The following is a 19,753-nucleotide window of genomic DNA, read 5'->3' as shown; positions in this document are numbered from 1 at the left end:
GGCGTCTTCCGCTCGGTCGACCGCCCCGTCTACGACACCGCCATGGCCGACCAGCTCGACACCGCCATCGAGCAGAAGGGCAAGGGCGACCTCGCCGCACTCCTCGCCGGCGGCGACACCTGGACCGTCGTCGGCTGAGAAGAGGCACCCTGCACACCCTTGCCCTGGTCCTCGGCGACGTACGGCCCGAGCTCCGCCGGGAGCCTCCCAGCCGTGGACGGCGAACGCCTCCCGCACCGCCTGCTCCTGCCCGGTCCGCCCGCACGGGGCCAGGGCCGCGGAGTCCGAGCCGAAGGAGAGGCTGACGGTCATCCGGTCGGAGGCGTCGGTGTTGCAGGCGGCCGTACGAGACACAGCGCCGGAAGCCACTGACGGCACGCCGACGACGCCACGGCCCCGGACCGGGGCCGGCGTCGCATCCGCCGCGCGCCGGCGGACCGGCTCAGTCCGTCCGCCGTGCCAGTTCCATCACTTGGCGCAGCCCATCGGTGAGCCGCTCGGCGTCGGGTGCGGCATGGGGATCGAACAGCAGTTGCATCATGAGCCCGTTGAGCATGACCTGGTAGAAGGCGCCGAGGCTGTCCACCACGTGCCGGTCCAGGCTGTCCTCGGAGCGGCCGGTGAACGTCCGGATCAGCCCGGCCCGTAGGTTCGGATGATGCCCTCCAACGCCGCCCGGAAGCGTTCGAGAGAGCCCCCCGGCGCCTCGTCCTCGGCCTCGGGCCCGCCCGCGGCTATGGCGTCACCGAGGTCACGGACGAGCCGGGACCATCCGGCCGTGCCGCCGGTCGGCTCACCGCCCTGCGGGTCGTCCTGTGGTTTCCCCGGTCACCACCGGCCGCACCTTGGCCAGCATCAGCTCCAGGAACTGGTCGGGGTGGCGGAAGGACGCGAAGTGGCTCGCATCCCGGATGAGGGCGAAGTCCTTGACCGGCGCGGTGACTTCCTCCCAGTAGCCGCGAGCCGGTTCCGGCGGGGTGAGGACGTCGCTGTCGCCCTGGAAGAGGAAGAACGGGATGCTGAAGGCGGTCCCGTCGGCGTACTCGTCGATCGTCGTCCCCTGCGGGCCGAGCTGCTCGGAGAAGGTCATCCCCTTCAGATAAGCCCGCAGGCCGCGCAGGGAGTGGAACGGGGAGAACCACAGGGAGCGGATGACGACCGTCTTCATGGTGTCGTAGGTCAGCGGGTCGGTCGTGACCACGGTCTTCGCGTACTCCGACCACTCCTGCGGCGACCAGGCCGAGCGGTCCGGGCCGATCGACACCATCCGCGCCAGCTCCTTGCGCTTCCCCGCCTTCTCCAGGCGGGCCAGCAGCGCCTCGTACGGCGAGGTGTTGCGGCCGCCCTCCATGATGTTCTGGTCGGTGCCGACGTACGCCGAGTACAGCTCGGGGTGGTCGCGGGCCAGACGCAGCCCGGTGACCGTGCCGAAGCTGTTGGCGACGAGGAGGAGCCGGTCGACGCCGAGCCGGGCGCGGATGTGGTGGGTGACCTCCAGCGCGTCCTGGTAGACGCGGTCGAGGGTCATCTCGCCCTGGCCCTCGGGGCCGCCCGCCGCAAAGGTCTTGCCGGCGCCCCGCATGTCCCAGCGGACGATCGTGAAGTGCCGCTCCCAGGCGCGGGTGCGCGGGGTGAAGACCAGGTTGGAGGCGCCGGGGCCGCCGTGGACCTCCAGGATCACCGGGTTCGACAGGTCCTCGCCGCGGATCGAGATCCACTGGTCGATGCCGCCGATGCGGACGTAGGAGGACTCGTCGATGCCGTTCGGGGTGGTGATCGCGAGCTTCCTGGCGAGGGCGCGGCGCTTCAGCGCCCGATAGGTCAGCAGCATGGTGTTCCCCCTAAACTGTTTATGTCGTCAGCAGATGTGTTTACGGTATATACAGTTGGTGGGTGGAGTCAACAGGCTTCGCCCGAGCGGACATCGAAGGGGAGGGCCCATGGCCGGCCGGAACGCCAAGAAGCAGCACGAACCGCGCGATGCGCGAGCGAGCCTCGCGCTGTTGTGGGGGGAGCAGGAGCCGCCCACCCGGGGCCCCAAGCCGAGTCTCAACCCGCAGCGGATCGCCGCCGCCGCCGTCGCGCTCGCGGACGCCGACGGGCTGGACGCCCTCTCCATGAACAAGGTCGCCTCCGGCTTCGGCCTCTCGGCCATGGCCCTGTACCGGTACGTCCCTGGCAGGACCGAACTCGTCGAGCTGATGGTGGAGTTGGCGCTGGCCGAGGCTCCGGACCTGTCCGGGGTGCCGGACGGCGACTGGAGGGCCGCCGCACGCGAGTGGACCCTGCAGTGCGCCGGCGTCTACGCGGCCCACCCATGGCTGCTCGCCGCCACCGGTATGCGCCGTCAGAAGATGGGCCCCCATCAGCTGCGCTGGCTCGACGCGGCACTCGCCGCCCTGGAACCCACCGGGCTCGGTGGCGCCCAGCGCCACCAGGTCTTCCTGCTGCTGATCGGACTCGTGCGCAACCTGGCCCAGCAGCAGGGCGACTACGACGAGGAACAGGATCGGGAGTGGAACCGGCTCACCGCCGAACTGCTCGCCCGGCACGCCGACCGCTACCCGGCGCTGACCAAGGCGGTCGCCGAGGGCGCCTTCGACCCCGACGGCACCGACCCGCTGGAATTCGGCCTCGCCCGGATCCTCGACGGAGTCGAAGCCCTGATCGCCGGCCGGCCATGACCTCTGGTCGGCACGGTCCGGTGCCCGGCCGTTCCTGTCGCCGTCGTCCGCGGCAGCGGATCACCGCACTCCCGGCAGGACCGCCGAGCCGTCCTGCCGGTCCTCACGACCCGGACCCCCGGCCGTACCCGCCTCACGGCCGGGGAACAACATCACCTGCTGAGCGGCCGGCGGCCACGGCTCCTACGACCAGCGCACCGGCAGCGCCCGCGGTCCGCCGATGTGCATGTCCTCCCGCCAGGCGATGTCCTCGGCAGGAACCGCCGGCTCCAGCCCCGGCAGACGGGTCACCAACCGCCAAGTGCCGCCCGAACCAAAAGGCGTGGCCGCCTCGGTCAACGGCACGACCAGCTCACCACCGGCCGTCCCCGCCTGCTCCCCGGCCTCTGGTGGGTGACGACGGTCCGGAGCGGCACGGCCCGGTCGTCTCCCGCTCCGGCGACGTCATAGCGGACGGCGGCAGGGTGAGGCCACAGGGCCACGGCAGCGCAGGTGAGTCCGGACCGTCCGCCGGGCCGTACCACAGGCCGGACGGAGGGTGACCGCCCCGCACCGGTGAGCCGCCCGCTTCCGCCCCGTCCGCTCGACCCGGCCGAAAGAGGTTGCCATGACAGAAGCATCCGCACGCGAAAGGCTCGACGCCGTCTACGCCGAGGTCGTCCGCCGCAACCCGGCGGAGCCGGAGTTCCACCAGGCCGCGCGGGAGGTCCTGGAGTCTCTGGCGCCGGTACTGGCGGCACGGCCGGAGCTGGCGGATGCGGCCCTGGTCGAGCGGATCTGCGAGCCGGAGCGGCAGCTGCTGTTCCGGGTGCCATGGGTGGACGACACGGGCCGCGTACGGGTGAACCGGGGTTTCCGGGTGGAGTTCAACAGCGCCCTCGGCCCCTACAAGGGCGGCCTGCGCTTCCACCCCTCGGTGAACCTCGGCATCGTGAAGTTCCTGGGCTTCGAGCAGATCTTCAAGAACGCGCTGACCGGTCTCGGCATCGGCGGCGGCAAGGGCGGCAGCGACTTCGACCCGCGCGGCCGCTCGGACGCCGAGGTGATGCGGTTCTGCCAGTCGTTCATGACGGAGCTGTACCGGCACATCGGCGACCGTACGGACGTACCGGCCGGCGACATCGGTGTGGGCGGCCGGGAGATCGGCTACCTCTTCGGCCAGTACCGGCGCATCACCAACCGCTGGGAGGCGGGCGTCCTCACGGGCAAGGGCGTGGGCTGGGGCGGCTCGGCCGGGCGGGTGGAGGCCACCGGATACGGCAACGTGCTGTTCGCGGCCGAGATGCTGCGCCGGCGCGGCGAGGACCTCCCGGGGCAGCAGGTGCTGGTCTCCGGCTCCGGCAACGTCGCCCTGTACACCGTGGAGAAGTTGCACGAGCTGGGCGCACGGGCGATCACGGTGTCCGACTCCGACGGTTATGTCGTGGACGACAAGGGCATCGACCTCGACCTCCTCAAGCAGGTCAAGGAGGTCGAGCGGGGCCGGGTGCGGGACTACGCCGAACGCCGGGGCGGTTCCGCGGTGTTCGTGCCGGGCGGCTCGGTGTGGGAGGTTCCGGCCGATGTGGCGCTGCCGTCGGCGACCCAGAACGAGCTGGACGCCGCCGATGCGCTGGCGCTGGTGCGCGGCGGGGTGAAGGCGGTGTCGGAGGGCGCGAACATGCCGGTGACCCCGGCGGCGGCCGGCGTGCTGCGGGACGCCGGGGTGGCGTTCGGGCCGGGCAAGGCGGCCAACGCCGGCGGTGTCGCGGTCAGCGCGCTGGAGATGCGGCAGAACAGCGGCCGCGAGTCCTGGTCCCGGCAGCGTGTGGAGAGCGAACTGGCCACGGTCATGCGGGAGATCCACGACCTGTGCTGGCAGACCGCCGAGCGCTACGGCGTGCCCGGCGACTATGTGGCGGGCGCGAACATCGCGGGCTTCGAGCGGGTGGCGGAGGCGATGCTGGCGCAGGGCGTGGTGTGAGGTCCGGCAGCCAGGCGCCGACCGGCCCGCGCGGTACGGGCCACGGCCCGGCTCGAGAGGTGACAGAACGTCGATCCAGGCCGCGTGGACGGGAGCACCCCGGCATCTCCACCGGCGCCACCATGGGCTCGGGCGCCCGGTCCAGCACCCTGCGCCCGGCCGGCCGTACCAGGGAGGGAACCCCACTATGACGCCCAGCCGTCGCTTACGACGGGACCGTGCCGCAGCCGTCACCGCCGTGGCCGCCGTCGCACTCACCGCCGTGCTCGCCACAGGCTGCGACGCCGCCCACCGCGCGCTGGACTGCGTGCGCACCGCCAACGCCATCGCCGACAGCGTCACCGACCTCCAGCAGGCGGCACGGGACGCGGCGCTGGAACCCTCGAAGGCCGGCACGTACTTCGACCCCATCGACAAGAACCTGAAGGCCATCGGCCACCAGACCGACAACGTCGACGTGAACAAGGCGGTCGACGATCTCGGCCGGGCCGTGGACAACGTCCGCGTGTCCATCGAGAAGGGCAACAAGAGCCCTGACCTCAGCCCGGTCAAGGACTCGGCCGGAGAACTGACGAAGGCCTGCACGAAGTAGTCGTGGGCCGTGCGGGCGGCCCGCGCCGCAACGCGCTGCTGCCGCAGGCGGATGCCCTCGTCCCTTCGGGACAGGCAGCGACCGAAGCGACTGAGGATCCGGGTACGCTACTCGTGCAACCCCTCCGACCTGCACGAAGCATCGTGAGAGGAACGTCTGCACGGCGGCAGGCGCAGTCCCGAGGGTGGTGGGAGGATCGGTGCCATGAGCACCGAGATGCGCTGGGCGTACCGGGTGGACGAGCCGCACGGCTCGGCCGGCTGGCGACCCTACGGTGACTACCCCGACCGGTGGCGGGGGACCATCACCACCGACGACCCGGCCGAGAACGACGAGTACGTTGCCGCACTCGTCGTCACTGACCTGGTGACCGAGTGGACGGCGAACGGCACCGGCCAGCAGCACGTGCGCGTGACCGTCTGGGAGGGTGAGGAAGGCGCCGGTCCCGAGGACGCGGCCTTCACGGTGGAGATCCGGCCCCATGTCGACGGGGAGTAGCCACTCAGGGTCGGATCCGTCCACGGAGGGGATACCGGGGTGTACTCACCTGCGCCGCCGCTGCGCACCCTTTGGTGATCACGTTCGTTGCGGCGTGCCCCTCGCAGAATCCCCTGCGTGATCCAGGAGAAGCTCGACTCGTTCCCGGGGCTGGACTCGGCACTACAGCAGGCCGATGTTGGTGAGTGGGACGTTCCAGTCGCTGCTCTCGGCATGTCCACGACCGTCCTGCGCCGCGGCCGATACCGCGAACGGCATCAGCCCGGCAACGACAACGGCCAGGACGGTGACGACACGACGCATCATGAGTCCTCCTCGACGACGGCAGTACCGACCACCCTGCTCCGAGCCGCCGGCCCACACCCGCCCGGCCACGCCGCCCGGCCCGTGGATTCAGCCGCTCGGTGGTGGCATCGGTGGAGGCGGCCCCGGCAGCGAGCCCGCAGGGTCGTTCAGGGCCTGCGGCCGTGGAAGGTGCGGCGGAGGTCGCTCACCCAGGCGTCGGGGTTCTCCCAGGGGATGAAGTGGCCGCCGTGATCGTGGGCGTTGACGTTGACGTGGTTGAACCAATCGGCCTGCGGGCCGGACTTGAACGCCCGGACGCGCTCGTCGGCGGTGTGGACGCCGGGCGGGTTCTCGTACGTGACGAAGGTGAGGCCGACCGGAGCCTGAACGACCGGGGTGCGGTCATGGGCGGGAGCCCAGGGATAGCGGTTGGCGTTGGCGTAGTAACGCATCGACGTGGCGATGGAGTTGTTCACCCAGTAGATCGTGGCGTGGGTGAGCAGGTCGTCCTTGGTGAAGACGGATTCGAGGTCGCCGCCGTTGTCGCTCCAGGCGTTCCAGCGCTCCAGCAGCCAGGCGAGCAGTCCGGCGGGTGAGTCGCTCAGCCCGTGGGCCAGGGTGGCACCGTCGAGCATGTGCACGGCGAGGTGGGAGGCCGAGCGGCGGTCCAGCTCGATGATGCGGGCGCGGACGTCGGCGGGCTGGTCGTCGGTGAGGGGCCGATTCCGGGCGAAGTCCCAGGCGCGGGGGCCGGTGAAGAAGTCGAGCGGCAGCCCGGAGCCGATGTGGATGCCGTACAGCGCGTCGGCGTACTTGTGGCCGAGCTGGCTGGAGACGATCCCGCCGATGTCGCAGCCCCCGGCGGCGTACTTCTCGTATCCCAGGGTCTCGGTCATCAGGGTGTGCCAGAGGTCGGAGACCTTCCAGAAGTTGACGTCCGGAAAGCCGGTGAGCGGGCCGGGGAAACCGAAACCGGGCAGGGACGGCACGATGACGTCGAACGCGTCGGCGGGGTCACCGCCGAACGTGGCCGGGTCGGCGAGCGGGTCGATCACCTTCGACCAGTGCCAGAACGTCCACGGCCAGCCGTGGGTGAGGATCAACGGGATCGGGCGGGGGCCGCGGCCGGGCTTGCGCATGAAGTGCACCGGGACACCGGCGACGCTCACCTCGTAGTGCTCGTAGGCGTTGATGGCGGTCTCGGCCTTGCGCCAGTCGTAGCGGTCCCGCCAGTAGGCGACCAGCTCACGGAGACAGCTGTCCGGGACGCCGTAGGACCAGTCCCCGTTCCCCTCGTCCAGCGGCGGACGGGTCAGTGCGAGACGGGCGCGCAGGTCATCGAGGACCTCGTCGGACACATGGATCGAGGTGGGCTCCAGGGGGAAGGCGCGCGGGGCGGTCATGCCGTGGTTCCTTACTGGACAGGGGGAAGCGGTGCCGTCGGCCTGTTGGGTGGGCGGGCGGCGATCCGGGCCGTTTCATGGTAGGTGTGCAGAACCGACGACGGCCCGTCCCGTTCGTACAGCGGGGCCACCCCGACCCGCTCGTCCAGGACGGCGCCGATGGCCTGCACGCCCGCACTCAGGGCAGCGACGCCCGCGAAGCAGGGCACGCCCTGGCGTGCCGCGGCGATGCGTACGGCGGTGGCCTCCTCCCGGTCGCCCGCCGGGCCGGGGGCGCTGAGCACCAGATCGAGCTGGCCCGCGCGCAGCAGCCGTACGACGGTGGGTTCCGGATGCGCGACCGGAGGCAGGACCGTGGCGGGCACGCCCGCGCGGCGCAGTGCGCGGAAGGTGTCGCCGTCGGCCAGCAGTTCGAAGCCGTAGGAGGTGAGCCTGCGGGCGGGCAGGATCAGGGACCTCAGGTCCTGGCCGGCGACGGAGAGGTAGGCCCGGCCCTTGGTGGGCAGTGAACCGTACCGGCCGATGAGGTACTTGGCGTAGGCGGCCCCGAACTCGGGCCCCGCCGCCGTCAGGACGCCTCCGTGCCCGTCGCCGGGGGCCCGCACGAACACCCGCGTGCCGGCGCCCGCGGCCGCCCGCGGCCCCTCCGCCTGCAGCAGCCCCTCGGCCCGCAGTTCCGCCAGGCCGGCACCCGTCGCGATGCGGGCGGCGGCCGCCGCCAGGGGCACCCGGGTGGCCACCGTGGTGAACGGTGCGGTGTGCGCGGTGCCGGGGACGACGTCCCTGACGTACAACACGTCACCGGCCGACGCGAAGCGGACACTCAGCGCACCGCGCAGCCCCAGCGCCCGGGCGGCCCGTTCGGTCGCCTCGGCCAGCCGGGCGACGCCGCCGGAACCGAGGGAGACCGGGGGCAGCGCGCACACGGGGGCGTCGTCGTGGTCGTCGTCGAGGTACTCGAACACGCCGGCCAGGACGAGTTCCCGGCCGTCGTACAGCGCGTCCACGCCCAGTTCGACGCGGGCCCGCAGGGCGCGCTCGACGAGGACCGGCCGGCCCTGGGGGTACCCGCGCAGGAGGTGCGCGAGGGCGGTCGGGTCGACGGCGGTGCGCCGCGTCGCGCGGCCGGACTCGTGCGGGCCGGTGACGATGACGGGGTAGCCGAGTTCGCCGGCGACGGCCAGGGCCTCGGTCAGGGACGCGGCGGCACGCAGGGCCACGGTGCGCAGCCCGGCGCCGGCCAGCGCCCGGCCGAGCGCCTCCGGGTCGGTGACCAGGCCGGCCACAGAGGCGGACAGGTCACTCAACGGGGCGCCGCTGTCCTGCAGTTCGCGAGCCAGAGCCACCGCGGCGGCGCCGCCGAACTGGCCGAGCACCGCGGCGACGGGACCCGCCCGGCGTTCGGCCGCCACGGCCTCCAGGACGGCCTCGGCGGTGGGCGGCTCCAGATAGCCGCGGTCGAAGGCGTTCCGGGCGGCGGACAGCGTCCGGGGGTCGGAGGCGATGAGCACGGGCGCCCAGCCGGCCGCGCGCAGGGCGAGGGCGGCCTGGCGGCAGGAGTGGCTCGCTCCCTCGCCGGTCCAGGCCCCCGGGCCCAGCACCAGCACCGCATCGCGGCCGTCACCGGTGACCCGGGACCGCCCGCCGGGATACACCGAGCTCCGGGTGGCGTGCGCCGCCGGATGACCGGGGCGCAGGCCGATCGTGTGGCGTACCCCGCGCACCACCTGCTCCGGCAGGCCGCTCAGGGCGGCGATCCGGCGGTCCCCGAAGCCCTGCCGCTTGGCCCGGAGCAGGACGTCCCGGGTGAGCGGGCGGGCGCGGCCGAGGTCAGCGGCGGTGCGGTGCAGGGCGGACAGTTCGCTCAGGAACCAGGGGTGGATGCCGGTGGCCCGGGCGACGTCGGCGGGTTCGGCGCCGGAGCCGAGGGCCCGCACGAGCGTGGCGATCCGGTCGGGGGCCGGGACGCGCAGCCCGGCCAGGAGGGCGGCCGGGTCGCCGGCCGGTTCGCACCACGGTGGTTCGCCGCCGGCCGGAACCGCCAGCTCCAACGCCTTGTTGAAGGCGTCGCGGAAGCCGGCGCCCCGGGCGGTGACGGCCCCGGGGCTCCCGCCGAGGCGCGGCACGCTCACCGTGACGAGGCCCGGGCCCCCGTCGGGCGGCAGCCCGAGCTCGTCCACGGTCTCGCCGACGGCGAGGCGTGCGACCAGGCCGCCGAGCGACTGCCCGTCGGCCGTGACCGCTCCCTGCACGGTCCAGGGTTCGCCGGGCCGCGGCTCGACCAGGGCCGAGCGCCGCCCGTCGGGGCTGAGCGCGATCCGCACGCTCAGCGCCCCGGCGGCGGCCGGCAGGGCCCCAGCCACGGCGCGGGCGAGGTCCGTCAGGCGGCGGAGCTGCCCGGCTGCCGGTGTCTGCGGCGGGGTGACCGAGAACAGGGCGTCCGCGCCCACCGCGTCGACGCGTTCGGCGGCGCACAGGGCGCGGGTTCCGCCCTCCCGGTCGCGCAGCACCTGGACGTCGAACTCCCGCCACCCTCGCCTGGCGTTCTCCCGGCCCGCGTCGGTCTCGGCGCCGCACGCGCGCGCCGCCGCGCGCGCGGCGCGCAGCCCCTCGGCGCCGCACGCGGTGACCTGGTCCGCGCCGATGAACTCGACGTCGTGGTTCTCGCGCACCCCCGCCGAGCACAGGGCCCCCACCACATCGCGCGCGGCGGCCCCGCCCAGGTCGGCGAGGACCGCGTCCGGCCGTTCGCGGGCGATGACCTGCTCCACGAACCAAGGGGTGAGAGGTTCGGCGTACGTGGTGTGGGCGGCGTCGGCGGCGGCGGCGAGCACTGCCGGGTCGGAGCCCAGCAGGACGGTGCGCACCCCCTGCTGCGCCAGGGTCCGGCAGGCCTCGGCGGCACCGGCTGCGAGGTCCGCCCCGCCGCCCGCGAGGACGAGGACGGACGTGAGGTCAGAGCGCCGGGGCATAGGAGCGGTCCACGTGCGGGGCGATGATCCGGTGAAAGCGTTTCTCGTCCACGTTCCCTCCCGACAGCACGACGCCGACGCGCTGGCCGGCGGGGTCCGGGCGCCGGGCGAGGACCGCGGCCAGCGCGCAGGCCCCGCTGGGTTCCACGACGAGGCGGCCGTGCCGCCACAGCTCGGCCATGCCCGCGGCGATCTCGTCGTCGTCGACGGTGACGACGTCGTCCAGCAGACGGCGGTTGACGTCGAAGGTGAACCGGCCGGGGGTCTGGTGGCGCAGTCCGTCGGCCAGTGTGTCCGGGGTGGGCACGGACACCCGGTGCCCGGCACGCAGCGACCGCGCGGTGTCGTCGCCGCCGCGCGGCTCGACGCCGATGACCTCGATGGCCGGGCACAGCGTCTTGACCACGGTGGCGCAGCCCGCCGCCAGCCCACCGCCGCCGACCGGGACGACGAGCCGGTCCAGGGGGCCGGTCGCGTCGAGCAGTTCGAGGGCGAGCGTGCCGTGACCGGCGGCCACCGCCGGGTCGTCGGAGGAGGGCAGGATCTGCATGCCCTCCTCGGCGGCGATGGCGGCGGTGAGCGCGTCACGGTCGTCGCGCACCGGGTCGTAGCGGACGACCCGGGCACCTTCCCGGCGTACCGCCTCGATCTTCACGGCCGGCGCGTCGGCGGGCAGGACGAGGACGGCGGGTACGCCGAGGGTGCGGGCGAGTGTCGCGACGGCCCGGCCGTGGTTGCCGGAGGATGCCGCGACAACGCCCTTGCGTATCGCCTCGGGTGGCAGGGTCAGCAGCTTGTTCAGCGCGCCGCGGATCTTGAACGCGCCGGTGACCTGGTGCAGTTCGGCCTTCAGGAAGATCCGCGTGCCGAGCTCCGCGTCGAGTTCGGGCAGGGTGAGCACAGGGGTGCGCACCACACGCCCGCGGATCCGCTCGGCTGCTTGGTACACCTCATTGATCTGCATGGTCGTGTCCCTGAGAAGTGAGAGGGCCGGGCGAACCGCTGTCCGCCACGGCGGCGCGGACGGGGGTCTCCCACACCGGTTCGGGTCCGCGCAGCAGCAGGCGGGGCAGGGCGCCGGCGGCGGCGACCACGGCGGCGACGGCCCACCACGCCCAGGTGTGGTGCAGCAGGGCGGTGCCGAGCAGTACCGGGCCCACCAGGTCCTGACCCACCCGGCCGAGGTTGTAGAAGGTCAGGTAGCGGCCGCGGGCCTGCGGCGGGGACAGGGAGAAGGACAGCGGGGTGCTGGCGATGTGCAGGCACTCGCCCGCCGAGTGGGCCAGAATCGCCAGGAGGAGCAGCGTGGTGGCCCCGAGGGCGCTCGTGACGGCCCCGGAGGCCGCGTACACCAGACAGGCCACGCCGATCGCCACACCGCTGAGCGCGGACGCGCCGACGGCCGCCCGGTAGCTGGCGAAGCGGCGGTTCACCGGCACCTGGGCCAGCATGGCGAGGGCTCCGTTGAGCGCGAGGAGGGCGGTCAGCGTCCAGCGGGGCGCGTGGGTGTGCGAGGTGATCCACAGCGGCAGCACCAGCGTGAGGATGGTGTTGTGGGTCAGCAGAGCCGCGTTGACGGCCGTGATCAGCAGATAGGCGGGGCTGCGCAGGGGGGAGCGGACACCGGCCGTGCCGGGCCGCCCGGTGCCGTTCCGGGCGGTTCCGGTGGCCTGTTCGGCGCTCGCCCGCATCCGCACGAGCAGGGCCGCGGCGGCGATGAAGGAGGCGGCGTTGGCCAGGACGCACGCCTCGTACAACGACGGCGAGTCGAGCATGACCGGTACGGTCGCGGTGATCGAGCCCACCACGATGGCGGCGTTGCGCACGGAGAACACCGTGCCGAGGATGGTCGCCCGGTCGCGTTCACCGAACAGGGCGCCCATCAGGCTCTGGTTGATGGCGGGGCTGGCCCGGTCGGCCGTGGAGACCAGGCAGGTGAGCAGGACGAACGCCCAGTACGGTCTGGCCAGCAGATACAGGCTGTAGCCGGCGGCGCGCACGAGGAAGAGCACCATCAGGGCCCGATGGGCGCCCAGCCGGTCGGCCAGGCGCCCGATCTGCGGACTGATGAGCAGGGCACAGACGCTGCCCGCCGAGATGCCAAGGCCGACGGAGGCGACGGAGAAGTGCCGTACCAGGGTGAAGAACAGGATGGACGTCGCGCTGTACAGGCCCGTCCCGAAGGAGTCGACACCGGCGGTCAGCAGCAGCAGCCGGGTCTCCCGCCTGCCCAGCATGAGGGTGTCGGCCATCGTGCGCAGCCGGGAGGCCGCGCGGCCGGTGGGCGCTCGGTTCGGCACGGTGTGCTCTCCTTCGCGGCGGTGGACGGGGCGGCGGTGGTCAGCGGTGCCGGTCCGCGAGGGCGCACAGCGGGGTGATGCCGGCCAGGATGCTCTCGGCCGGCAGGCCGAAGTCGACGAGACAGGCCACCTCGTCGACGCCGGTGGCGGCGAGCCGTTCGACCATGGCGGCGCAGCTGTCGGGGGAGCCGATCAGGGAGCCCTGGTGCAGATAGCGCTCGTAGGTGACGTCGAGGAGTTCCTCGATCAGGTCCTCCGGGATGTCCTCGTCCGGCAGCGAGAGGCCGCCGCTGATGGTGCCGCCGCCGCCCGCGGCCTGCCGTTCCAGGCCGACGGCGGAGCGCAGGTACTCGCGGAAGGGGGCGCGGGAGCGGGCGACGGCCGTCTCGGCGTCGGTGTCGAGGTGGGTGTGGAGCATCAGCGAGACGATGCCGTCCTCGGCACGGTGACCGTGCTCGGCGCGGGCCTTGCGGTACACGTCGATCTTTTCCCGGAGCTGGTCCAGGTCCTGGCCGATGAGGTGGGTGAGGACGTTGACGCCGAGCGCGCCCGCGTCCTCGAAGGTCTGGACGTTGCCCGACGAGGTCAGCCACACCGGCAGGTCCCGCTGCACGGGTACCGGGTGCAGCCGTACCGTGGTGGGCCGCTGTGCGCCGTTGGGCAGTTCGACCGTGGCTCCGCGCCACAACGTCCGTACGGTCCGCAGCTGTTCGAGCATGACGTCGCGCCGGTTGGCGTAGGACGCCGGGCTCAGCACGAAGTCGTTGGTGTTCCAGCCCGCGCCGAAGGAGATGGCGGCGCGCCCGCCGGACAGGTTGTCGACCACGGACCAGTCCTCGGCCACCCGGACGGTGTGGTGCAGGGGCGAGATGAGGCTCCCGGCCCGCAGCTGCACCCTGTTCGTCACCATGGCGAGCGCCGCGCTGGTGAGCGCCGGATTGGGGAAGACACCGCCGAACGTGTCGAAGTGCCGTTCCGGGGTCCACACGGCGTCGAGTCCGCCGTCGTCGGCGAGCCGGGCGGCGTCCACCATCGTGCGGTACGTCTCGTGGGCGTCGCCGGTGGCGGAGGCGAAGAACATGATGCCGAAACGCATGGTGACTCCCGTTCCCGAGCGCGGAGACCGCTGGGCCGTTGCCATGTCAGGAGGCCTCCCGCACGGGGGACGTGTGGGCGGTGAACGCGAAGACGTGTCCGTGGGCCGGCAGGCTTCGCGGCAGCGCCCCGCGCTCCAGGGCCGTCGCCCCCGCGGCGATCTGCTCGTCCCCGGACGCCTCGGGCAGGGGCCAGGCGATGCTCAGCACGTTCCGGCCCCGGCGCAGCAGTGCGGCGGGCACGGTGAGCGAGCTCTTCGTCCAGGTGTCGCCGAGCCGCTCCTCGGCGCACGGCTTGCCGTTCACGGCGAGGGTGACGGCGGCCTCGCCCGTACGGGGCCGCGGCAGCCGCCAGGTGAGCGTGAGCACGGTGTCCGCGGGATCGTCGACGACGAGGTGGAACTCGCTGGTCAGGTCACGGGCCAGCAGGTACGCCGCCCCGCTGCCGATGGCCGCTCCCATGCGTTCGCCGAAGGTGGCCGCCTGTGCGTGGTCGGCCAGGAGGTCCACGGTGCCGCCGGCGTGCTCGGCGATGAGCAGCTCCTCGTACCGGTCCCGCACGTCCACGCCCGCCGCGGCCAGGACCTCCACCATGGTCTCGCGCAGCGTGTGGTCGGCGAGCTTGCCGGTCAGGCGGGTGTCGCCGGCCACGAGATAGCGGGCGAACTGCGGCAGGACGGCGGACCGTTCGTAGCTGGCGCACATCCAGTGCGGCGCGGTGCGGGTCTGGTAGTCGAGGTAGTCCTCGATGCGCGGCGCGATTCCGGCGTCGAGCTCCAGCGCCCGCTCCAGGTGGTGGCGCAGCAGCTCGGCGGGCTGGCCGTAGTGGGCGTTGTGCACGGCGGCCAGTAGATGGGCGGCCGCGGCCTGGGCGGGGGTCGGTTCGCTCGTCGCGCGGACCAGGTCGGCCTGCGCGGGTGCCGTGCCGCCCAGCGCGGGGGCGGTGGCCGCGGCCGTGGCGGCGGCGGCCAGGGCGAGCCCCTCGAAGGAGAGGTGGCAGTAGTCGAGGAGGAAGCGCCGGCCGGGCAGGGCGCCGTCGGCCGCCCCGCGGAAGAGCCGGGACAGGTCGACGAGGTGGAAGCCGTGTTCCCGCGCCTTGCGGCGCATCTCGGCCTGGACGACGGCGAGGACGCGGGGCGAGTGGAGGGTGAACAGGCCGACGGCAGCGTCCTTGGCGGTCACGAGGGCCTGTTCGCGGGTCGCCTCGTCACCGCACGTGGCGGCGGCGCGGGCGAGCAGACGCCCGCTGACCGGGCTGGTGCCGCCGTCGAGCCGTGTCAGCTCGCGGGCCAGGCGCAGCGCCTCCTCGTAGCGGCGTGCCTCCAGCGCGTCGAGCGTACGGTCCCGCAGCCGCAGCCAGCGTGCCCCGGCGTCGCCGGGCAGGGCGGGACACACCAGGGAACGCTCGTCCTCCCAGTCGGCGAGGTTGAACTCGGGGACGACCAGGGTCACCGGTGCGCCGCAGTCGGCGGCGGTCGCCGCCAGGAGGTCGAGGAAGCGGCCCGAACGCTCCACGACGTAGTCCTGGAAGAGCCGCCCGGCGGCCGGGTAGCCGCCCTCGCGCAGGGCCTCGGCCAGCTGCTGCGTCTGATGCGGCGTCAGGTCGATGTTGTTCCAGTTGTTGCCCGCGAACACGACCAGGGCGTCGGGCCGCAGGCCGGCCGAGTCCAGGAGCACCTGCTCCAGGTCGCCGAAGTCGGCGTTGGTGCGGGCCAGGTCCAGGACGTCGACGTCGGCGAGCCCCGGGACCGAGGTGAGCATCTCGCCCAGGACGCCGGCGAAGCTGAAGGCCGGGTCGTAGAAGTAGCCGCGCGCGGCGGACTCGCCGAGGACCACGGTCCGGCGGTGGCCGGGCGTGAGCGGCAGCCGGTCCAGATCCGCCCAGTACCGCCAGTGGTCACGCCGGCCGGGATCGCGGACGTACTCCTGCCCCGCACGGCGCCACACCCCGACCGTGTCCGGGTCCGCGGAGGGCACCGGCACGGGTGCGGGCCGGTCGGTGGGGCCGGCCGTGCCGAGTTTCTGCAGCAGCGCCAGGGCCAGGGTGCCGTTCTCACCCGACAGCAGCTCGCTGAGGCGCCGGGTGTAGACGCGGTTCAGGTCATGAGTGCTCATGGGACTGCCTTCGCCTAGAGGAGGGTGTAGACGGAGTCGCTGACCACCGACGCGCGCGGCGGGCGGGTTCCTTCGAACCAGGTGCGCCAGGCGGTGGGCAGGTTCTCCCGGTCGATCACGAAGTCCTCGAGCACCAGGCAGTCGATGGCCGAGCGCAGGAAGCACAGCAGCGCGTCCTGCGGCGTGCAGACGATCGGCTCGCCGCGCAGGTTGAACGAGGTGTTCAGGACGATGGGGCAGTCGGTCCGTGCCTCGAACGCCTTGATCAGGCGGTAGAAGCGGCCGTTGTCGGCCGCGGTGACGGTCTGCACCCGGGCGGAGCGGTCCACATGGGTGATGGCCGGCAGATCCAGGGGCGAGATCACCTCACACGTCTCCAGCATGAACGGCGAGGCGTGGTCGAGCCGGAAGTGCTCGGCCGCCTTCTCGGCGAGTACGGCGGGCGCGAAGGGCCGGAAGGCCTCCCGCATCTTGACGGAGGCGTTGATGCGGTCGCGCATGTCGGACCCGCGTGGGTCGGCGAGGATGGACCGTCCGCCGAGCGCCCGCGGCCCGAACTCCATCCGGCCGTGGTACCACCCGATGACCTTCCCCGCGGCGAGCCGTTCGGCGACGGCGTCGAGCAGCTCCGGCTCGCGGCCGCTGAAGTCCAGGAAGCCCCGGGGGCCCGCCGCCCGAAGCGTGCCGGCCACCTCGGCTGCGGGAACCGGCGGGCTGAGCAGGGCCGAGCGCATCCGGGCCGGGGAGATCCGGCTGCCGGTGATCCGCTGATGGGCCACCGCCGCCGCGCCGAGACTGCCGCCGGCGTCACCCGCGGCCGGCTGCACGAAAACCTCCTTGAACGGCCCCTCTTCGACGACACGGCGCGTGGCCACCACGTTGAGCGCCACGCCGCCGGCCATGCACAGCCGGTCGCTGGGCACCAGGCGCCGGGCACGGGCGGCGAGGGCGAGCAGGGTCTCCTCGGTGACCAGCTGGAGGCTGCGGGCGAGGTCGCAGTGGATCTGCTCGATCTCCGACTCCGGTTCCCTGGGCGGCACCTGGAGCAGCTCGGTGAGCCGCTCGGTGCCCATGCCGTCGGGGTTGCGGAAGTCGAAGTAGGACAGGTCCAGGGAGAAGGTGCCGTCGTCGGTGACCGTGATCAGCCGCCGTACCCGGTCGGCGAACCGGGGCTCTCCGTACGGGGCGAGGCCCATCACCTTGTACTCGCCCTCGTTGACCTCGAACCCGAGGTGTCCGGTGATCGTCGAGTACAGCAGGCCGAGGGAGTGCGGGAAGCGGACCTCGTCGACCAGGTCGAGCCGGTCGCCGTCGCCCCGGCCCCACGTGGTGGTGGCCCACTCGCCGACCGCGTCGACGGTGAGGACGGCGGCGTCGGGGAAGCCGGAGTAGTAGTAGGCGCTGGCCGCGTGCGAGAGGTGGTGCTCGACTATCTCGAGGCGGCCGTCGAAACCGAGGACCTCCCGGATGTCACGGCGGGGCCGGTCGGCGTCGAGCCGGAAGAGCGCTTCCGGCCGGGTGTCGGGCACCTTCGGCAGCCCCATCCACAGCTGCCGGTCGAGCTTCTTGACCGGGTCCTCGTAGTACGCCACGCAGTCGACGTCGGCGATGGAGAGCCCGGCCTCGTCCAGACAGTGCCGCAGCGCCCGGTACGGAATGCCGGGGTCCTGCTTGATGCGGGTGAAGCGCTCCTCGTGCGCCGCGTTGACCAGTTCGCCGCCGACGAGCACGGCGACGGCGGAGTCGTGGAAGTGTGCGGAGATCCCGACGACGACCGGACCGTCCTTCAGGGCCCCCATCACCGGCCCCGCCGCGGCAGGTCGTACTCGTCGAGCAGGAGGTTGAACGTGATGACAGTCATCAGCAGGTCTCTTTCGAAGGGGACGTTGATCCGGAATCCGGGCCGGGAGTACTCCTCGACGAGTCGCGCGACGGCCGCCGGGTCGAAGTAGCCGTCCGCCTTGATCCGCACGGGGTCGAGGAGGGACTCGACGAGTTCGTCCTGCTGACGCAGGAGGTAGGGGCTTCCCGGTGCGGTGAAGCCGAACTTCTCGCGGTCCACGATCGATGCCGGGATCCAGTCGCGGGCGACCTGTTTGAGCAGGTACTTCTCCTCGAGACCCCGCAGTTTGAGGTCGGGTGGCACGGTGGCCAGGAACTCCACCAGCTCACGGTCGAGGAAGGGGTGCCGGCTCTCCACGGAGTTGGCGAAGGCCATCCGGTCGCCGTGGTCGCCCAGGAGGTGGTCGGCGAGCCGCACCTTGAGGTCGATGTACGAGCGACGGTGCAGGGGGTGCAGTCCCACCAGGCGTTCCCGGTCGAGCAGCGGGTGCTCCAGGCAGTCGATGTCCGGGAAGTCCTCCAGGAGGCCGTCCGCGTACAGGCCGCGCTTGGTGGCGCGGAAGGCGACGTCGTCCCCCTCGTAGAAGAAGTTCTCGTCCCCCCACACCCGGGCCCGCAGTTCGGCCTCGCGCAGCTCCTCCGGCCCGAAGCCGGTCACCCGGCCGCCGCGTACCTGGTCGAAGCGGTAGCCGATGTAGCCGCCGAAGAACTCGTCGGCCCCCTGGCCGGTCAGCACCACCTTGACGCCGTTGTCGTGGACGGTCTCCGACAGCGCCATGGCAGCGGCGTCGAAGGACTCCTTCAGGGGGCACTCGGTGTGCCGGATCACCTGGGGAAGCCGTTCGCTGATCTCGTCGCCGTGGATGAACCGTTCGTGGTGCTCGGTACGCAGCGCGCGGCTCATCGTGCGCTGGTGGTCGGCCTCCGACAGCTCCCGCTCGGGGAAGGCCGCGGAGAACGACGGGATGTCCGCGTCCGGCATCAGCCGCCGCATGATGGCGCCGACCAGCGACGAGTCGAGGCCGCCGCTCAGGTACAGGCCCACGCCCACGTCGGAGAGGAGGCGTTTCTCGACGGACTTGACGAGGAGTTCCTCCAGGCGTTCGGCGTAGTGGCGCTCGCTGTGCCGTTCCACGGGCTCGTCGGCGCGGGGATAGACGAGGTCCCAGTAGCGCTGTTCCCGTGGCTGCTCGCCGAGGCGGCACAGCACGGTGGTGCCCGGCGGGACGCTGCGCACCCCCCGGAACATGGTGCGCGGGCTGACCAGGCCGGGCAGCGTCAGGACCTGGTCCAGGCCTACGGGGTCCACCTCCCGTTCCACCGCCGGGTGCTGGAGGATCGCCTTGATCTCGGAGGCGAACACCAGGGTGTCGCCGGTGCTGGTGTAGAACAGCGGAGTGACCCCGAAGTGGTCCCGGGCACCGAGGAAGAGACGCTCGCGGCGGTCGTAGAGCACGAGGGCGAACTGTCCGTCCAGCCTGCGGACGAAATCGCTGCCGTACTCCTCGTACAGGTGGGGGACGACCTCCGTGTCGCAGGTGGTCTTGAAGACATGGCCCCGCGCCGTCAACTGCCGCCTGAGGTCACGGTGGTTGTAGATCTCCCCGGTGGTCATGGCGACCACCTGGCCGTCCTCGCTGTACATCGGCTGCCGGCCGCCGGCCGGGTCGTTGATGGCCAGGCGGGCAAAGCCGAAAGCGACGTTCTCCTCCACGTGGGAGCCGAAGAAATCAGGGCCGCGATGGCGGATCGCGCTCTGCATGGACCTGAGTTCAGGGGCCTCGGCGGGAATCGCCTTCGTGCTGATGAAACCGCATAGACCGCACATTGGATAAACCGTTCCCCCATGGTCGATGACGCGAGTGCCACACGGCCGCAGCACCCGCGCAGGGGCATGGGTTGGCCCATGAGAACGCACTCGGGGACGCCAGGAAACGTAGCACTGAATCGGAGGCCCGGCCGGGGCGGTCGAGCTCTTCTCGATCACCTCTCGAGAGGTTGAATT

General features: G+C 72.4%; 16 protein-coding genes and 1 pseudogene. 5 read left to right on the top strand and 12 right to left on the bottom strand.

The window, feature by feature from the left end; genetic code table 11:
• A pseudogene (locus ABT288_RS22650) lies at positions 1 to 138 on the top strand (2-oxoacid:ferredoxin oxidoreductase subunit beta); the annotation flags it as partial.
• 304 nt (positions 139 to 442) lie between these two features.
• On the opposite strand, the gene ABT288_RS22645 reads toward ABT288_RS22650, so the two are convergent.
• Positions 443 to 589 carry a hypothetical protein gene (locus tag ABT288_RS22645; RefSeq protein WP_351610605.1) on the bottom strand — a complete coding sequence of 49 codons (147 nt, stop codon included), beginning with the start codon at positions 587 to 589 and terminating at the stop codon, positions 443 to 445.
• A gap of 204 nt (positions 590 to 793) precedes the next feature.
• A complete protein-coding gene (locus tag ABT288_RS22640) occupies positions 794 to 1,831 on the bottom strand; it encodes an alpha/beta fold hydrolase (RefSeq protein ID WP_351610603.1) in 1,038 nt (345 codons plus the stop codon).
• 109 nt (positions 1,832 to 1,940) lie between these two features.
• Between ABT288_RS22640 and ABT288_RS22635 the strand changes: the two genes are divergently transcribed.
• On the top strand, positions 1,941 to 2,684 hold the full coding sequence (locus ABT288_RS22635; RefSeq protein ID WP_351610601.1) for a TetR/AcrR family transcriptional regulator C-terminal domain-containing protein: 744 nt from the start codon (positions 1,941 to 1,943) through the stop codon (positions 2,682 to 2,684).
• 183 nt (positions 2,685 to 2,867) lie between these two features.
• Here the strand turns inward: ABT288_RS22635 and ABT288_RS22630 are convergent, their stop codons facing one another.
• Entirely contained in the window at positions 2,868 to 3,029 is a 162-nt protein-coding gene (locus tag ABT288_RS22630; RefSeq protein WP_351610598.1) for a hypothetical protein, read from the bottom strand.
• A 262-nt stretch (positions 3,030 to 3,291) separates the two neighbouring features.
• Between ABT288_RS22630 and gdhA the strand changes: the two genes are divergently transcribed.
• The 3 genes from gdhA (at position 3,292) to ABT288_RS22615 (ending at position 5,737) form a co-directional block, all read left to right on the top strand.
• Positions 3,292 to 4,647, top strand: a complete 1,356-nt coding sequence (gene gdhA, locus ABT288_RS22625; protein WP_351610597.1) for an NADP-specific glutamate dehydrogenase — start codon at positions 3,292 to 3,294, stop codon at positions 4,645 to 4,647.
• A gap of 187 nt (positions 4,648 to 4,834) precedes the next feature.
• The gene (locus ABT288_RS22620) at positions 4,835 to 5,239 is read left to right on the top strand and encodes a hypothetical protein (protein WP_351610594.1); all 405 of its coding nucleotides are present in this window, start codon (positions 4,835 to 4,837) and stop codon (positions 5,237 to 5,239) included.
• Positions 5,240 to 5,443: 204 nt separating this feature from the next.
• Complete coding sequence (locus ABT288_RS22615) at positions 5,444 to 5,737, top strand: hypothetical protein (RefSeq protein WP_351610592.1); 294 nt, start codon at positions 5,444 to 5,446, stop codon at positions 5,735 to 5,737.
• A gap of 162 nt (positions 5,738 to 5,899) precedes the next feature.
• Here ABT288_RS22615 and ABT288_RS22610 read toward each other — a convergent pair whose 3' ends face one another.
• The 9 genes from ABT288_RS22610 to asnB form a co-directional block, all read right to left on the bottom strand.
• Positions 5,900 to 6,043: a hypothetical protein gene (locus tag ABT288_RS22610; RefSeq protein ID WP_351610590.1), complete on the bottom strand. Its 144-nt coding sequence runs from the start codon at positions 6,041 to 6,043 to the stop codon at positions 5,900 to 5,902.
• 146 nt (positions 6,044 to 6,189) lie between these two features.
• Positions 6,190 to 7,425 carry an epoxide hydrolase family protein gene (locus ABT288_RS22605; RefSeq protein WP_351610587.1) on the bottom strand — a complete coding sequence of 412 codons (1,236 nt, stop codon included), beginning with the start codon at positions 7,423 to 7,425 and terminating at the stop codon, positions 6,190 to 6,192.
• An 11-nt stretch (positions 7,426 to 7,436) separates the two neighbouring features.
• Positions 7,437 to 10,397 (bottom strand): carbamoyl phosphate synthase preATP-grasp domain-containing protein, encoded by a 2,961-nt coding sequence (locus tag ABT288_RS22600; RefSeq protein WP_351610585.1) that lies wholly within the window; start codon positions 10,395 to 10,397, stop codon positions 7,437 to 7,439.
• A complete protein-coding gene (locus tag ABT288_RS22595) occupies positions 10,381 to 11,361 on the bottom strand; it encodes a threonine ammonia-lyase (RefSeq protein WP_351610583.1) in 981 nt (326 codons plus the stop codon). Before ABT288_RS22595 ends, ABT288_RS22600 begins: the two co-directional genes overlap by 17 nt.
• Positions 11,348 to 12,697 (bottom strand): MFS transporter, encoded by a 1,350-nt coding sequence (locus ABT288_RS22590; protein ID WP_351610580.1) that lies wholly within the window; start codon positions 12,695 to 12,697, stop codon positions 11,348 to 11,350. The genes ABT288_RS22595 and ABT288_RS22590 overlap by 14 nt, the downstream gene beginning before the upstream one ends.
• Positions 12,698 to 12,737: 40 nt before the next feature.
• A complete protein-coding gene (locus ABT288_RS22585) occupies positions 12,738 to 13,793 on the bottom strand; it encodes a MupA/Atu3671 family FMN-dependent luciferase-like monooxygenase (RefSeq protein WP_351610578.1) in 1,056 nt (351 codons plus the stop codon).
• A gap of 46 nt (positions 13,794 to 13,839) precedes the next feature.
• Complete coding sequence (locus ABT288_RS22580; protein WP_351610575.1) at positions 13,840 to 15,906, bottom strand: hypothetical protein; 2,067 nt, start codon at positions 15,904 to 15,906, stop codon at positions 13,840 to 13,842.
• Between the two features lie 14 nt (positions 15,907 to 15,920).
• Entirely contained in the window at positions 15,921 to 17,705 is a 1,785-nt protein-coding gene (locus ABT288_RS22575; RefSeq protein WP_351610573.1) for a carbamoyltransferase family protein, read from the bottom strand.
• The gene (asnB, locus tag ABT288_RS22570; protein ID WP_351610571.1) at positions 17,705 to 19,576 is read right to left on the bottom strand and encodes an asparagine synthase (glutamine-hydrolyzing); all 1,872 of its coding nucleotides are present in this window, start codon (positions 19,574 to 19,576) and stop codon (positions 17,705 to 17,707) included. The genes ABT288_RS22575 and asnB overlap by 1 nt, the downstream gene beginning before the upstream one ends.
• Positions 19,577 to 19,753: the final 177 nt, after the last annotated feature.

The organism is Streptomyces sp. NPDC001093 (assembly GCF_040298985.1).
Lineage (GTDB): Bacteria > Actinomycetota > Actinomycetes > Streptomycetales > Streptomycetaceae > Streptomyces.
The sequence above is the reverse complement of the archived record's forward strand: the minus strand, read 5'-3'. Positions and strand labels throughout refer to the sequence as shown.